The 15082-nt window shown below is 58.0% G+C and carries 15 protein-coding genes and 1 pseudogene; 9 read left to right on the top strand and 7 right to left on the bottom strand.

Annotated features, from left to right (window positions below):
• Positions 1–423: 423 nt before the first annotated feature.
• A complete protein-coding gene (locus GM658_RS05895) occupies positions 424–930 on the bottom strand; it encodes a hypothetical protein (RefSeq protein ID WP_155453064.1) in 507 nt (168 codons plus the stop codon).
• A 462-nt stretch (positions 931–1392) separates the two neighbouring features.
• On the opposite strand from GM658_RS05895, the gene GM658_RS05890 reads away from it, so the two are divergent.
• On the top strand, positions 1393–1662 hold the full coding sequence (locus tag GM658_RS05890) for a hypothetical protein (protein ID WP_155453063.1): 270 nt from the start codon (positions 1393–1395) through the stop codon (positions 1660–1662).
• Positions 1663–2054: 392 nt separating this feature from the next.
• Here the strand turns inward: GM658_RS05890 and GM658_RS05885 are convergent, their stop codons facing one another.
• Entirely contained in the window at positions 2055–2210 is a 156-nt protein-coding gene (locus GM658_RS05885; protein WP_155453062.1) for a hypothetical protein, read from the bottom strand.
• A gap of 1009 nt (positions 2211–3219) precedes the next feature.
• On the bottom strand, positions 3220–3756 hold the full coding sequence (locus GM658_RS28820; protein ID WP_170298689.1) for a hypothetical protein: 537 nt from the start codon (positions 3754–3756) through the stop codon (positions 3220–3222).
• Positions 3757–3928: 172 nt separating this feature from the next.
• Between GM658_RS28820 and GM658_RS05875 the strand changes: the two genes are divergently transcribed.
• The 3 genes and pseudogenes from GM658_RS05875 to GM658_RS29225 form a co-directional block, all read left to right on the top strand.
• Positions 3929–5407 carry an RNB domain-containing ribonuclease gene (locus GM658_RS05875; RefSeq protein ID WP_155453061.1) on the top strand — a complete coding sequence of 493 codons (1479 nt, stop codon included), beginning with the start codon at positions 3929–3931 and terminating at the stop codon, positions 5405–5407.
• A 1395-nt stretch (positions 5408–6802) separates the two neighbouring features.
• Entirely contained in the window at positions 6803–6979 is a 177-nt protein-coding gene (locus GM658_RS05870) for a hypothetical protein (RefSeq protein WP_155453021.1), read from the top strand.
• A 512-nt stretch (positions 6980–7491) separates the two neighbouring features.
• Positions 7492–7692: pseudogene (locus GM658_RS29225) on the top strand (hypothetical protein); the annotation flags it as partial.
• Between the two features lie 92 nt (positions 7693–7784).
• Here GM658_RS29225 and GM658_RS05860 read toward each other — a convergent pair.
• The gene (locus GM658_RS05860; protein WP_155453059.1) at positions 7785–8501 is read right to left on the bottom strand and encodes a hypothetical protein; all 717 of its coding nucleotides are present in this window, start codon (positions 8499–8501) and stop codon (positions 7785–7787) included.
• A gap of 87 nt (positions 8502–8588) precedes the next feature.
• On the opposite strand from GM658_RS05860, the gene GM658_RS05855 reads away from it, so the two are divergent.
• The 4 genes from GM658_RS05855 (at position 8589) to GM658_RS05840 (ending at position 12478) form a co-directional block, all read left to right on the top strand.
• Positions 8589–9197, top strand: a complete 609-nt coding sequence (locus GM658_RS05855) for a TetR/AcrR family transcriptional regulator (protein ID WP_155453058.1) — start codon at positions 8589–8591, stop codon at positions 9195–9197.
• An 85-nt stretch (positions 9198–9282) separates the two neighbouring features.
• Positions 9283–10086 (top strand): oxidoreductase, encoded by an 804-nt coding sequence (locus GM658_RS05850; RefSeq protein ID WP_155453057.1) that lies wholly within the window; start codon positions 9283–9285, stop codon positions 10084–10086.
• 11 nt (positions 10087–10097) lie between these two features.
• Positions 10098–11126 carry an NADP-dependent oxidoreductase gene (locus tag GM658_RS05845; RefSeq protein ID WP_155453056.1) on the top strand — a complete coding sequence of 343 codons (1029 nt, stop codon included), beginning with the start codon at positions 10098–10100 and terminating at the stop codon, positions 11124–11126.
• Between the two features lie 905 nt (positions 11127–12031).
• Complete coding sequence (locus tag GM658_RS05840) at positions 12032–12478, top strand: hypothetical protein (protein ID WP_155453055.1); 447 nt, start codon at positions 12032–12034, stop codon at positions 12476–12478.
• A 4-nt stretch (positions 12479–12482) separates the two neighbouring features.
• On the opposite strand, the gene GM658_RS05835 is transcribed toward GM658_RS05840, so the two are convergent.
• A complete protein-coding gene (locus tag GM658_RS05835; RefSeq protein WP_229416773.1) occupies positions 12483–12671 on the bottom strand; it encodes a hypothetical protein in 189 nt (62 codons plus the stop codon).
• A gap of 496 nt (positions 12672–13167) precedes the next feature.
• On the opposite strand from GM658_RS05835, the gene GM658_RS05830 reads away from it, so the two are divergent.
• The gene (locus tag GM658_RS05830; protein ID WP_155453053.1) at positions 13168–13596 is read left to right on the top strand and encodes a hypothetical protein; all 429 of its coding nucleotides are present in this window, start codon (positions 13168–13170) and stop codon (positions 13594–13596) included.
• A gap of 387 nt (positions 13597–13983) precedes the next feature.
• Here the strand turns inward: GM658_RS05830 and GM658_RS05825 are convergent, their stop codons facing one another.
• The gene (locus GM658_RS05825) at positions 13984–14463 is read right to left on the bottom strand and encodes a hypothetical protein (protein WP_155453052.1); all 480 of its coding nucleotides are present in this window, start codon (positions 14461–14463) and stop codon (positions 13984–13986) included.
• Positions 14464–14778: 315 nt separating this feature from the next.
• Positions 14779–15078 (bottom strand): hypothetical protein, encoded by a 300-nt coding sequence (locus GM658_RS05820; RefSeq protein WP_155453051.1) that lies wholly within the window; start codon positions 15076–15078, stop codon positions 14779–14781.
• Between the last annotated feature and the right edge of the window lie 4 nt (positions 15079–15082).

The raw sequence follows: 15082 nt of genomic DNA, 5'->3' as shown, positions 1-15082 counted from the left end.
ATATATAAATAGCCGAATTGACGCTAACAAAATCGTTACGTCAACGAGGCCGCCTTGCCGAACATGAATGTCTCCAGTCGCCCTCAGCGCGCCACGATGCCCTATTTTCCGACATTCTTTTGACGGCCTGCGACTGCATTTTGCTTGCACAAATGCGCCAACTGGCGCGGGACAAGGCGCATGCCGAAGTCGATGCCAAGTACCGGGAAGCAAGCGCCGTTGCATCGAGCAAGCACTCCGCACAAACGTTGGAGCTGCTCCGTCAGAACACTGAGCTGGAAGAGTTCAGAAGGGCGATGGCGGAGCGAATCGAAACGTTGACGGCAGAAATCCACCGTCACGCTGCGCAGGATACGACGCGAAGAAACCGAGATGTACGAATGACGTCTTCACCACTCCACGTCCGGTTGTGGGGAAGCTGTTTCAGACCGCGTGCAACAGACGAATGCCCCGTGCCGGTACTAGAGGGGTGGTTGGAAAGCCAATGCTCCTTCGACGTGCCGCGTCGAATAGAACCCGCATGATGACCGGCGTTTTGACGGCATGGATTCGCAGAAGGGCTTCGGCGTAGTACCGATTGTGGACCCCCATCATCTCGATGGCCTGATCGATCGTTTCGGAGAGAGTAATGTTTGTCCTCGGTATGCGAAACTTGAGGACGGCTCCCAATCCTGCTGCAGCTACTTCGGTCGAATGTTCGGCAACTTGCTCGCGGTGAGCTGAGGGGCGTTCCAAGGATGCGCGCTGACCATTGGAATGCGAAGCGCGCCGTGGGCCATTTTGGGAGAGCACCCTCAGCGCGACACCTTGTGGAACGGCATGCATGTGCAGGTATTGCCATGCGAGCACGCATCCCGAAAATGCCTCCATGTCGATTGCTGCATCGACAACCAAGGCCATGCCTTCGTCGGGTCGGGTGAAATCTTTCATATGGTCTCCGCTTCAGTGATTGCACTGCTGCGGTCTGGAAGTGATAAAGTCAGGGCAGCCACTGACCATAGCATGCGGAGACGCCATCTCCTAAGCATATATATGGATCGATTCGGCCAGGTGATAGTCATGGTGATAGGTGAACGAACGTGGCGCGCACAAATCCGGTTCGTGCCGCCCTCTGGCTTTGTTGCACAAGTAAGTTTCGCGTGCCGTGCCCCAGGCCCCGGACGGATTTAGGGTATGACCGGCGTGGCCATACTTGATCATGCTGGCCGCGCAAGGCCGCGGTCCTGTAGTGGACTGAAATGATATAGTTGGGCGCTGCACGATTGGCGATGGAAGTGTGGCGACGTGTCGTGCGCCCATCCGGGCACTGCAAATGCGGACATTAAGCGATTATTTCCAATGATCGTCGACATGCGCAAAATCGTCATCTGGTTTTAGTTAACAAGGAATTTGATGGAATTGAAGTGCTTTCTGTGCAATACGGTCGGCGCCGTGTGCGAATCGGCCGATCATGGGAACCGGCAGCGCATTACCTGCGTAGCGCCAGGCTGCGGAAATTATGTGATCACGTCTGGCGCCATCCAGAGATTGGAAGAGGGCGGTCCCAATAAAGAGGTCCTGGTCGAATTGGTACGCCTTGCCAATGAAAGAACGGGGGTGTTGGATATTTCCGTGGCAAGCGACGGTCTTCTCCAGACGACCGAGATCTTGCCGATGGCATGAGGGTGCAGAAGACCGCGGCAGTCACCCACTACAACTGCGACCAAGTTGGTTCGCTTAGACATTCCTAGGCGGCACACCGCAATCCAAGCCAGGATAGCCGTTCGCGTGCCAAAACTTCGCTGCCGACATTTGTAGACCGAATGTACGTTGTAAGCGTGTTCGCGCTTGAAGGCGCGGCTGCACGCTGGCGGCATCGCCTAATGCCGGACCAACATTCGCAAGTCGCTGGCGTCAGTTGCGCGAGTGTTAATCGAGCGCGAGTGGCATGCGCGGAGAACGATCTGCAGCAGTGATCGTTCTGCAGTTACCGCGTATTGGGCGCGCAAGCGCTGTCAGGCTTCAGCGGATGGGCATTGGTGTTAAACCCACCGAATGTGGCGCATCGGAGCAACTTAGCGTGCGCCCCGATGTCCTTGCTGTCCGGCGTCCCGATGGCGCCCGACAACTTCATTGCGAGCTGCCTTCTGTTGCTGCTTGTTAATGTCGCCTGCTTTCCCATGAGCCGATTTATGCGGCGTGGAATCCTGGCTCTTCGTGGTGCGGTTCATGATCTTCTCCGGTGAATATAAAAAACTTTATGTACGCCCGGATGGGTAGGTACTGCTAAGATCCGGGCATTGTCATCCATGGGCCTCGGTCACCGCCATTGGCTGCCATGGTGCAGTTGCGTAATTTCGGGAGGGACCGTTGACGCACCTGCGATAGTCCGGTGCGTTTTGGTAAGGAAGCCCTGCATCAGGCTGTGCTGCCGTCGTGTCAATGTCGGACAGGACAATTTCAGCAAGACACTGCCCCACCTGATTGCAGACCCACTTGAATCCAGCAGCTTCGTTCTTACCATGTGGTATCCATTTCTGTCCCTCCGGCCTTCACGTCTGCACTATCCAAGCGGTAGGGTTGGGGCGAAAGGAAAGTCACTATGCCTTCCATGCACGCTGCCAAAGAGTTGGACCGCGCGCATTGAAGGCATGGACCAATCGCAGAGAGCGTGCGAGGCTGATCGGATCAAGAGGCGTTAACCACGTTCTTCCAAGCGCGAAGCACGCTTTAAGTGTACGCGCTAATTCAATTGCTCACAGGGGCGATGTTGATGCGCATGAATTCGAATGCGATGAAAGTGGAAACCGGTCGGATAGGCACTTGTTGTCCAGCCCTGCGATCATCAAGATCTTGGTGCAGTTGTCCTCTGAAAGGTGGCTTGAGGTCAACGCACTCCAGTACGGGACGGGGGCGCAATGCCGTGCGCAGTCGGGCTTAATGCGTCAGCATGACCGGCACCTTCATTTCGCCCAGGAGGCTACGCGTTGCTCCCCCCAAGGATAAGTCCGTGGAGGCGGCTGTGTCCATATGCGCCGGCCACGATCATGTCGGACCGGGTATCATGAGCCTTCCTATGTAGTGCCACACCGACATCGTCCTCACTCTGGATGCATCTGACGGTGACGTCAATGTCCTGCCGTGCCAGATACTGTGCGAGGTCAGCGCCGGGTTCCTGGCCATGCATGGCGGGCGACGCATCCGGATTGCACACGACCAACTGGACCGAGTCGGCGCGCCTTAGGATAGGCTTTGCCGCAGCGACGGCCTTGCTGGCCTCGGCGCTACCGTTCCATGCGATGACGATCCGCTTGCCGATTGGGAGGGGGGCGCCGTTGCGTGGCACGACGATGACGGGTCTGGCGCAATGGAGTGCCAGGTAACCCGCCAGGTCGCCTGCCGTGAGGACATAGGTGGGGGGGGCGGGATGGTTTCGCTGGCGATGACCAGGTCGCAGTAGCGCGACTGCAGTACGAGTGCCGTTTCCAGGCTGCTTTCTGCCAGGCGTTGTTCGCGCGATTCAATCCCCATACGGGCGGCCTCGGCATCGAAGTCGGAAAGTGCGATGCGCGCTGCCTCTCGTACCGGTTCGTAGTTGAGTCCCGGCAGGATGGACAGTGCAGCCGAGCCCATGATCAGCATGTCCATTTCTGGTCCGCCGCAGGCGGCGGTACCGATCAAGTGCGCCCCGAACGACGTGGCAAGCTGCGCTGCCACCTGTAATCGTTCAGTCTGACCGGCCGTCCCGTCGGCATAAGTGAGTAGGCTCCTATACATGATCGTTCCTTTACTATGGTGAAGGCGAAGTCGTGAAGCTAGGCCTCGCTTCGCCATGGACGCTGGCCATGGTCTTCAGTGTATCCTCGCCGCTGCTGTAGGTGCCCGCACCAGGCTGAGCCTTTTACCGTATGATGCAATCAGGCTTGCGAATTGTCGCGGAGGGACGTGAATGCGCCACGCCATCAAGAACCACCGGGCCAGCCTGGCAACTATTGCAGCGTTGGCGATGTTCAGCAGAGGGTTGGAACCCGAGTTTTCCCTTGCTGTGCATCAACAACTTGGCCGGTTGAAAGCGCCCGCGCGGGACAATGACCGAGGGGTGCAAGATCTCACAAACCTCCTGTGGTGTTCGATTGACAACGACGACTCGCACGATCTGGATCAACTCACCGTGTGCGAAGCGCATGCAGTCGGTTGCCTGCGTCTACTGGTAGCGATCGCCGACGTCGACGCGCTGGTGAAGAAAGACTCGCCGATCGACGTGCACGCGCGGCAGAACACCACTTCAGTGTATACGTCAGCCCGCGTATTCTCCATGCTGCCTGAGATTCTGTGTACGAATCTTACGTCGCTGGCGCCCCATGTCGACCGGTTGGCGATTATCGTTCAGATGGATTTCTCCGCGGACGGCGAATTGTTGGCTTCGACGATCTACCGGGCGCAAGTGTGCAACCAGGCGCAATTGGCTTACGATGCGGTATCAGAATGGCTGGACGGGCATACATCGCTGCCCGACGTGGTGCAGGCGGTAGCCGGCTTGGAGGCCCAATTGCGCATGCAGGACCAGTTGGCGCAAGTGCTCAGGTCGCGACGCCAGTCGCAAGGCGCGCTCGAATTTGACAGCTTTCAACCACGCGCTATCTTCGACGGGAACCGCATTGCGGACATTCGTTTGCAGGAACACAATCGCGCGCGCCAGCTCATCGAAGAATTCATGATCGCCGCCAATGGCTGCACAGCGCGTTTTCTGATGGTGCATGGCGGCGTGTCCCTTCGGCGGGTGGTACGTTCACCGGAACGCTGGGCGCGCATTGTACAAGTGGCTGATGGTTATAGCGTCAAGCTGCCGGCCCAACCCGACAGCGCGGCGCTGGAACGTTTCCTGGCTCGCCAACGTAGATTGGCACCGGCGAGCTTTCCAGACCTCTCGCTCGAAATCATCAAGCTGATGGGGGCCGGAGAATATGTTGTCGAGCGTGCGGGGGAGCAGGCAATTGGTCACTTTGGACTCGCCGTCCAGGACTATACGCATTCAACGGCACCGAACCGGCGTTACCCTGACCTGGTAACGCAGCGCTTGATTAAGGCAGCGTTGGCGGGAGGTCCTCCACCTTATTCGCTTGCCGAGTTGTCAGAGCTGGCAGTGCACTGTACAGGTCAGGAGGACGCCGTGCGGAAGGTGGAGCGGCAAATGCGTAAGTCTGAAGCAGCCTTGCTGTTGCATGATTCAGTTGGCCAGCAATTCCGGGCCATTGTATCGGGCGTGAATGCACAGGGCATCTGGGTCAGGATCTTTACACCGCCGGCAGAGGGGCGCCTCATTGGCGAACTGCCGGAATTGCGACTCGGGCAGATGTTACAAGTACAGTTGGTATCCACGTCGGTGGAGCGCGGATTCATCGACTTTACGCTGCAAGGGGCACACTGAATGCATCGCGCGCGGTGCGCTCATGAAGCGTGTTGCCTGCCATCCGGGTTACAACGGCACCACTGGTTGCAACGGCATGCTGCTAGCGGGACAAAGATCAGTGTTACAGAGTAGCCAGGCAACCTTTGTCTGGCATCAGATTATAAATCGCGGTGTAGCTTAGCTGCGACATGAACGAAAACGCCTATTTGTCGAACATGCTGGGAGGGCTGTCCGAGTCCAAAGTCGAATGCAGCTTTTTTCGATGCACTGCGGCTTCTACTCTCGTCCTTTGTCACCGTCCTGTGTCTTTGCCGGCGCGATCCAAGCCGCGCGCCAATCGTACGCGGGGAGCCGCCTTGGCCATGAGACTCTCTGCATCGGGTGGAGCAACGCAATCGATCGGTGCCAGCGAAATCAGTCGACGCGATGCTGCACCCGCAGACGAAGCGAAGGACATCAGTCGGGCAAGCGCCGCGTGCTGATCGTGGGGGGGCGGCCGACGAAACCGCAGCGACTTCGCATCCTGCGAAACAGCTAGGCTCTAGCTCAGCCAACGGAAAGCGGCCCACAAATGCAGGCCAAACCCGAGGTGGGCAGCGATTCAAGAATCCCGGCGGATCTTGAAACGTTTGGCGTGTGGAGCTAAAGCTCCTTCTGAACCAGACAAAAGTCGGTAATCTTTGCATTGAGCGTATACCGAAAATGTGAGGCGCACCGTGCTGAATTTCACACTTCGGGACAAAATAGTCAGTTATTCGTTGTTCTCAACGGGCGGGAGATCGTTCTCGAGGTAGGTCATTGGTCGGCGATGCCCAATGAGCCCACCCCAAGCGCGCTAAGATGAATGATGTAGCCAGTCATCTTCGATCAAGAGGTTCAGATGCACCACCAATATTCACTTGCGACGGCAGACGAGATAAGTACTGCGATGGCTATGTAGATTAGGTGTCGGTCAAGGAAGTCGCCGATGGATTTCATTCGCAATTGGTTTGGATTAGCATGCCCGCGGTACGCTCGGAGCACTTAGACGAAGCCATGACTACTGCGACCTTTCACGCCGCAAGGGCCGCGATCGTTGAGGCACACGCGCTGGCGCAAGAACATATTCTTACTTGGCGGGAATCTTGATGTCCATGTGAGGTGCAACGCTTCGCTGGCTATGTTGTTCTTGTTTCCAGGCGTGGCAAAGGGCAGGGGCTACAGTCCACGTGGCCTCGCGTGCGATGCCATCGCGCAGTAGGACTTAGTATGATGAATGACTTGGCAAACTGCCTATCGGACATCCGAGAAAATGTCGCGGGAACTGCTCATGTGGGAAGATTTCGGCCAATTCGCAGCATCTAACGCAGCGCTGAGCAAAGGTACGCAAGCCCTGCTGACCTTTCCAACTAATTCACATGGAGGGCAATCATCATGAGCACGGATAGCGAGAAAAACTTGCAGTACATCGCCAACCTCACTGAACAGCAATTGGAGAAGGCGAAGGAGATTTACCTCAAGTCCTACAAGGGCTCGGATAATCCGATCATCCTTGCGGCAATCATTCAGGCGATGGCGATTAACTTCCAAACGCACATGCTCATGGATTGAGGGGCCATGAGCATCGAGGGTTTATTTCCACCGGCTTAAGATTAGAACAGGCGCTGAACGTCCTGGCGTATTGGTTGCCGACGCAGGCAAGGGGGAATGACATTAACAATTCTCCATGTGGTAGGCGCATGGAGGATTGGAAATCTCGGGCTTACTGACCGGCGAAGTACAACGGTTGCGTTCTACAACGCCAAGCGACCGCACCAGGCACTGGGCCATGAAACGCCAGCCTCCTTCTACAACACCGGCGTTGGAGGTGGAGCGTTGAACCCAGATTATTGGGACGGTAAAGACCCTGCACCTCTATTGGAAGGTGCACTATTTGAAATCGCTTGTTGGGGCAGTAGTGCGACAATACTTTGTCAATCTTCCAGAACGCGCACAGCGAGCGTTGATAGCTCAATACTCGGACACACAGCATCCCATAAAACGGCGCGAGTGTAGGCTATTAAAGCGAACTTCCGCAAAGGCGCCGTCAGCCGTCAGCCGTCCCCCGTCTGACAGTCCTTGTCAGGTCGGGGCTTGATCCATTCCACGCCTTTGTAGAAGCGACTGTGCAGCGCGCCAGGTCGGTGATCCTGAGCGCCCTGGCGGCAATCCTGGCCATTATTCCGCGGCCCCATACCGTGTTCCGGGGCACGCTCGCCTACACCCTGATCGGCGGAACTGTTGCGGGGACCATTCTTACGCCGGACTTTCTGCCTGCGATGTAGGTGATCTGGTACAAGATCCATCCCGTTGACGAAAGCGTGGTGCAGGATACGTTGGACGACGACAGTGTTGCGCCAATTTCGGGATCAGGAGCCTATTTACCCAGCAAACGAAGGGACTCTTCCCAATCGCTTTCCCAAGCGTAGAGAAAGTCGTGCGATTTGAATGCGCGCTTTAAAGTGCCGAGCGGTACACGGTGGATGTCGTGCAGGCCCAGGGCGAGCGTGACAGGATTCCACACCGCGTTGCGTGTCGACTTTCGGGCGCTTGCTTTGACGCGAGCGCCATCGTCGCCGAAGATGCCCACCGCCGCATCCAGTTCGCGCGCCAGGTCCAGGTGCACGAAACCGGAAAACGCAGCCAGCACCGCGGCCTTGTTAATCCCGAACTGTGATTCGCTTGCGCCCGGGATTTGCGTTTGCTGCTGCGCTGGGCGCGCCTCGTGTTTGAGTTTTCCGGCGAGCCGCTCGAGGTCCTTTTTTGGGAAGCGCAATGCGTCGAGCGAACGACGAAATCCCGGCGCCGGCAAGCGCGCCGGCAGTTTGTAGGCATCCTTCGTGAACGTGATCAGCACATCTTCGCTGCCGGCCGCCAGGCGGGCAATATCGTCCTGGAAGAAAATCGGCGCCGCATAACCGCCATTGGCATCGCCGAATAGTTCGGGATATGCCGCATCGTAGTCAAGCCAGACGACTGGCGTCAGTCCGTTCTCGAGAAGTCGGGCCAGGGTCCAAGGAGAGCCGGTCTGCTGCGCCAGCCAGGCGCAGGCTTCATTGGTGGTGGCCCGAAAAGGCAGTTCGATATCGCTCATTCGCTGTTTCTAAAGGTTCTGCTGCGAGCCGGATATTATATCTGCAGTACCCGTGGATTCTTCGTGCACGTTTCGGGAAACTGGTATATGATGGTCATCATGCCGAAGACAGCCACCCCGCGCCAGTTGCCAAGTCGTAAAGAGGAAACGCACGAGCGTATCGTGGAAGTCGCCGCGCGCGCGATTCGGCGCACCGGCTATAGCGGTACTGGCGTCGCGGACATCATGAAGGAGGCGGGCCTGACGCATGGTGGTTTCTACGCGCACTTCGATTCGCGCGATGCGCTGCTCGCTGAAGCGGGGGATCGTGCCGGTGCCGAATCGGTGGCGCTGGCGGCACGCGTGGCGGCGACAGCTCCACCAGGGCAAGCATTGCAGGCGATGATGCAGGCGTACCTGTCCCCAGAACACATCGCGGCCATTGAAACCGGTTGTCCGGTCTCGGCACTTGGCTCGGAAATGCCGAGGCAAGCGCCGCAGGTGCGGCGCGCGGCGACCATCCACATCAAGGAGATGATCGACTTGTTTGCGCGGCAATTGCCGGACTGGGGCCAGCCCCAGGCGCATGAGCAGGCAATGGCACTGGTATGCGGTTTGATTGGTACAACGATGGTGGCGCGCGCGGTCGACGACCCCAAGTTGTCGCAAGCACTGTGTGCAGCAGCTCTAAAACAATTTTCACCGGCCGCAGAGTGATGTGGGCGCTCAGGCCGCGCCTTTTTTTACTTGCGAATATGATGGGCATCATATGCCCTGTTCGACTTGAGAGGATACCGACGTTATGAAAAAGATTGCATTGGTTACCGGCGCTTCGTCCGGCATTGGCGAGGCGACGGCAACGCGCCTGTCAGAGGCTGGCTTCACGGTGTACGGCACCAGCCGCCGCGGCGCCCAAGGGGAGAAACGGGCTTACGAAATGCTGCCTCTCGATGTGACCAGCGACGATTCGGTGCAAACCGCAGTCGCGGCAGTGATTTCCATCGAAGGGCGTATCGATTTGCTCGTCAATAATGCGGGCTTCGGCGTAGCTCCAGCGGGTGCGGAAGAAAGTTCGATCGAACAGGCGCAAGCGATTTTCGACACGAACTTCTTTGGCGTGGTCCGCATGACGCGCGCCGTGCTGCCGCATATGCGGAGCAGGGGGCAGGGGCGCATCCTTCACATCGGTTCCGTGCTGGGCTTCCTTCCGATGCCATACGGCGCCTTGTATGCGGCCAGCAAGCATGCCATCGAGGGCTATTCGGAATCGCTGGACCACGAATTGCGCAACTGGGGTATTCGCTCAATCGTGATCGAACCGGCGTACACCAAGACACCATTCGATGCCAACCTGCTGGAGCCTGATGCCAAGCTGGATGTTTACGGCGAAGTGCGGGACGCCGTGACCCGCCGGGTGCAGGAAGCGATGGCTGGCGCCGAAGGGCCGGTTGTGGTTGCGGAAACTGTATTGAAAGCAGCGCTGGTAAGCAAGCCAAAGCTGCGCTACACCGCTGGCGGCCTGGCAAAGCGCCTGCGCCTGTTGCGCTCGTTCGCGCCAGCGGGCCTGGTTGATGCCGGCTTGCGCAAGGATTTAAGCCTGGTCTAGGAGAGAGTTCGATGAAAGCATTAATTTTACGGCGCTACGGCGGTGCAAAGAACGTCGAATTCGCGGACCTTCCGCAGCCCACGATTAAACCGGATGAGATCCTGGTCCAGGTGTACGCGGCCGGACTTAATCCCATCGATAACATGATTCCTACCGGGAGCTTCAAACCCATCGTCAAACTTCAATTGCCTGCGACCATGGGCAGCGACCTCGCCGGCGTTGTCGTTGAAGTCGGGAGCCGGGTGACCCGGTTTAAAGTCGGTGACGCGGTATTTGCCAGCACCTTTGACCTCGGCGTCGGTGCGCTCGCCGAATTCGCCGCAGTGCCGGAGCACGCGGCGGCGCTGAAACCAGAGAACCTGGACTTTGTGCAGGCTGCGTCAATTCCAATGGTGGGGCTCACCTCGTGGCAGGCGTTCGTAGAACGAACCAAACTTCAGTCAGGCCAGAAGGTCTTTGTTCCGGCAGGTGCAGGTGGTATCGGCACCTTTGCCATCCAGTTGGCGAAACTACTGGGCGCCAAGGTCGCAACGACGACCAGCACCGCGAATGTTGAATTTGTGCGTAAGCTCGGCGCGGATGAAGTGATCGACTATAAAAAGCAGCAATTCGAAGAGCAACTGCGCGACTACGACGTCGTGCTTGGTACATTGCGCGGCGGCGAACTGGAAAAGTCGCTGCAGGTCGTCAGGCCCGGCAGCCAGATCGTTTCGTTGATCGGGCCGCCGGATGCGGCATTTGCTCAGCAGCGCGGAATGAACTTCCTGATGAAGTTCGTGTTCGGCCTGCTGAGCGGAAAAATCATTCGAAAGGCGAAGCAGCGTGAAGCCAGCTATTCTTTTCTGTTCATGCGTCCGGATGGACAGCAATTGGCAAAGATCGGCGCGCACCTCGCTGCATCGCGTCTGTACCCGGTGGTTGATCGGGTATTTCCCTTTGCCCAGGCAAAGGAGGGGCTCGCGTACCTTGAGCAAGGCAGGGCGAAAGGCAAGGTGGTTGTGCAACTGGTGAAACCGCTCTTAGAGGGAGCTTGCGACTGATCCGGTTGAGCAATGACCTTCCAGGGGTTATGCATTTGCGGTGGACGTTCCCGATAGAATCCTTGAAGGTCCGGGAAACCGGTGCAAAAATATCGTTGCTTACTGTGAGAATCGCTCTCACAATGCTCTCGCCACGCTCCATCACGGAATTGTAGCGAGATCCTCCGGCGGTTCTGCCGAAGGCGTTGCGGTCGTCACCCGTCAATCAGTACCAGGTCCGCTACCTGGTGTTGCCACGCAAGTGGTTGTCTCCCGCCCAGCTCGTACTGGGTACCGAAGGTGCGATGCGAATCGCACCATGGGAAGCCCGTAATTCCCTCGCTTCCAAGGTTAAGGCCCGGAGTCTCTCGATTCCTGGGCCTTATTTTCGCTCGTGTGCCGAGCGCTATCCTAATGACGCCATTCGGTGTCATCGCTTGGGGATCTCAGCATCCCCGGCCGGGGCACTGCTGTTTCCTCATTTCTTCGAAGGAGAAGCATCATGTCCCTAAAGCTCAATCCCGCTATCCAGTACGGCGCAGCTTGTGTTTTGCTTGGCGGCCTTTGCGGTGCCAAGAACTCGAGGGTTCATCGCCAGGTTTGGCCCCATGCTCGGCAAGGAAGCAGCAAGGAACGGCATCGTACGCCGTCACGGGCTGGTTGCGGGGACAGCGATATCTGCGCGTTGGTCCGTCCGCCATTGGCTGTGGCGCGGCATGGAATGAAGCGTGTTCTGAGTGCTGTTCTTCGCACCTGGTCATTGTAATGTCAGGCGACGTTTTCTTCGGATCCTGCGTGGATCCGTGTGACGAAGGATGAGTTGGAAAGGGCAAGAGCACCTGTCTTGACCAATCATTTGCGTGCTGATGCGGGAGCAGTGGCTCCCGTATGGGGGGCGAGCTTCCGCGATTTCGATGGAGGTTATCGTGGAAAAGGAAATTCGTCGTGGTTCCAAATCCGATCGCTGGACAAGCAGGGAAGAAGAAAGGGTCTGGGTGCAGTTTTACCGGAAGGCTGGTGATCCGGTGATTGCCGCGGACCTGATCGAGCAACTGGAGTCGGATCGGGAAGTCAAGGCCAGGCATTTCGGTCTGTATCTGCGCTGCCGGCAGTCCCTCAGGCAAGGGAAAGCGCGTCGTGCAAGGGCAAAACATGTGGCTCGAGCGTTTCATCTCGTTGGCAGGTTGCTGATCGGGTGGCCTATCGAGGTTATCCGAGACGGACTTGGTTTCCTTGGGGCTGTCACTGTGGCGTGGGCCGGCACCGATGAACCAGCGGTGCGGCAGATGCGCAAGTTTCGACGTAACGGCAAGGCCGACAAGTCGAACGCGGCGCCGGAAGAGGCTGTGAAGGCCAAAGCGAAGCAGGCCTGAGCCGTTAGCCGGAACCTGTGCAGCGGGAAAGGGCGTCGTCGATCAACTGGTGCAATGCCACGGTATCGGGTGACGTCCCCCAGTAATGGCGTTTGCAGCGCTTGATATAGGAATGGAGGTCGTCGAGTCGCTTGATGCCCACTGGTGCAAAGCCCGTAAGGCGCGTGAAGTACTCGATCTCCTTCGGAGTCAATCGAACGTGTTGTCCCAGTCGCAGCATGTCTTCCTGCCGAAGAGGCAGTCTCCTGATTGGTGACGCTGGTCAGCGATGCCCGAAGGCATGCCAGCTTGCAGTTCATGATAAGCACGAAAAACCGTGCATTCAACCACAGGCTTTCGTTTTGGCTGACCACGCGATCAGCGCGACGATGGCGACATCTGCAATTGAGGGAACACAACGTGTTGGAACACGGAGGTCAACATGAAATCAGACTGTTCAGTAGTAATCGAGGCGGCGATGCGTGCGGCAGACAGCGCCTGCAACGAACCTGTCGTCGTTCAGTTGGAAGCGTTGCGTCCAGGGTGCAGGCTGCAGTCGAAGGACGGCACGCCATTCATTCGGACGAACCGTACCTGTATCTGCTTCTGTAACTTACGCAATGGCGTCCTGTGCTCCGCACGGGACATATGTTCGCAATACGGTGGCATTGACGAGCACTCGTTGCTTCATATGCCCGAGGAGTTCGACCATGACCAGATTGCCTGACGCGGGAGAATGGTCCGCACCGGCGTGTCCCAATGCAAATTGGGACGACGCTGGGTTGGTGCCGGGCCAATCGGAGTGCCGTGAGTTTGAGGACGCACGCGCTGCATTCGATGTCCGCTTGCCGGAAACCGAGGAGCGCATGACCGAGGCCTTCCAGCGCTTCCATCAACTCGGCTTTGATGCCTTTTTTCAGGGCGCAACGAGCGTCCCCATGGTTATCGCCTGCCGCCCGCAGTTGGTAAGTATGTGGATGGACGGCTTTGTCGCTGCACGCATGTCGGCGTTGGCGCGGCGATGTGATTGCCATTGCGTGCGTAGTTACCGCTGGGGGCACGGCTACGATGTCTGCCCGCGTCGTGAACAGGCGCTCGTTCAGAAAGCAGCCAAGCTTGCTGCAGCATTAGAAGCTTGATATGCCCCTTTCCGGCGTCTGCCAGCCCTTTTCCTGGGCTGGCAGACGCCGGTTCTCTTTCGGTATGTGGGGCGCCCGGTGACCTTCGTGTCAGCGATAGTGACGCCGATCCCGCATTCAAGGAAATCGGAGCGCACCGCCTGCCGCCCGGATGCGAGCTGATGCCTCGATGTGGCCCGCAATTATGCCGAGCCGCACAGTGGAATGGCCAGTTGGGAGCAGGACCTGGGCCTGCTAGGCAGTAGGAATCGGTGCCCGTCAGACCACTCTGCGTTGCAAGAATGCGCTGAAATGACGACGCCACGAACCGCGTAGCGCAGTAGAAGTGCTCATCCCTTTTGGGCGAGGAGGAGGCGGGGAGCGTGATGATCATGGGCATGGCTCCGATTAGAAAAGCTCCGGCTGTCGATTCTTCATCCAGTCAAGATTTGGTTCGTCGTCTGCGTCGCAGTCGCCCGCCGACGCAGCGTAGTATGCCGCGGCCCTTTCGCGCAATGCGGCAGGCTCATTCATCGACGGCTTCAATGTCGAGGGCACGCTCGTCGCGCTGGAATGCGCAGACGGATTGGACGTCCCGGCCAATTGGACGTCCCGTGCCATCGTCTCGATGGCGTCCATCGCTTCCTTTACTTGGTCCAGGAGCGGGATGATTTTTATACGGTATGAGGCCATGAGCGTCACGAAGTCCGTGTCAAAGTCCTCCGGCTTGGCGGTCAAAGTAAGGCCCTTGCAGTAATGCCCTTCTGTTTCGTTCATCACGCGCGGCATCATGCACAGGGTCAGCAATCCGGTGTCATGATCGGAACTGGCGATCATGGTGAATCGCCTGGATTTCGTCAGCGCAAACAGTTCAGTAAACAAGCTCATCTCGATGCCCCTTCTCCGTGACGTACCGTAAGGCCATGGTACTGGCTGAGGATGCGCAGTCTAGTGCGTGAGGGAGCTCGCTGAACATAGGGAGCCGGCTGGCGAGCATGCCCAAGGTGTTGCCAGCAGCCCGACTGGGGGCCGTTTCGAGGTAGATAAGTTGGGCAGCTTGGCGCAGCCGATGGGTGCGGGCGATAGTAGGACGGTTAGGCCGAGTAGCGCCTCCTGCTTGACGTACGATAGCCCATGCCGTATGCGTAGGAACATCCGTGCGCGCCACGTTTCGTGAGGCCGCGTGGCGCTTGTTCCAGGCGCTTAGTCGCTGTCGTAATGTGCGTACGCGCGCGAGGCGCGTGGCGGCCCGCCTTGGGTCGACGGATGTGTCGGCTCACGCTGGCGTAACGAATCGAAGAGGCTTTTCATGTCATCGGCGTCGGGGCCCCGCCAACTGGGCGCATCGTCGGCAATGCCGGAACGGTTGCGGACTTTTCCGCCGCCGAAAAGCAATCGCTGGATGATCGGTGATGGGACTCGTTCGCTGATGAGATAGGCAATGGCATAGCGCCAACCGCATTTCGCGGCCAGGACGAGCGCACCGTCCACGACGCTTGCCATATGA

The sequence above is a fragment of the Massilia eburnea genome, from assembly GCF_009720745.1.
Classification (GTDB): domain Bacteria; phylum Pseudomonadota; class Gammaproteobacteria; order Burkholderiales; family Burkholderiaceae_D; genus Rugamonas; species Rugamonas eburnea.
The sequence above is the reverse complement of the archived record's forward strand: the minus strand, read 5'-3'. Positions and strand labels throughout refer to the sequence as shown.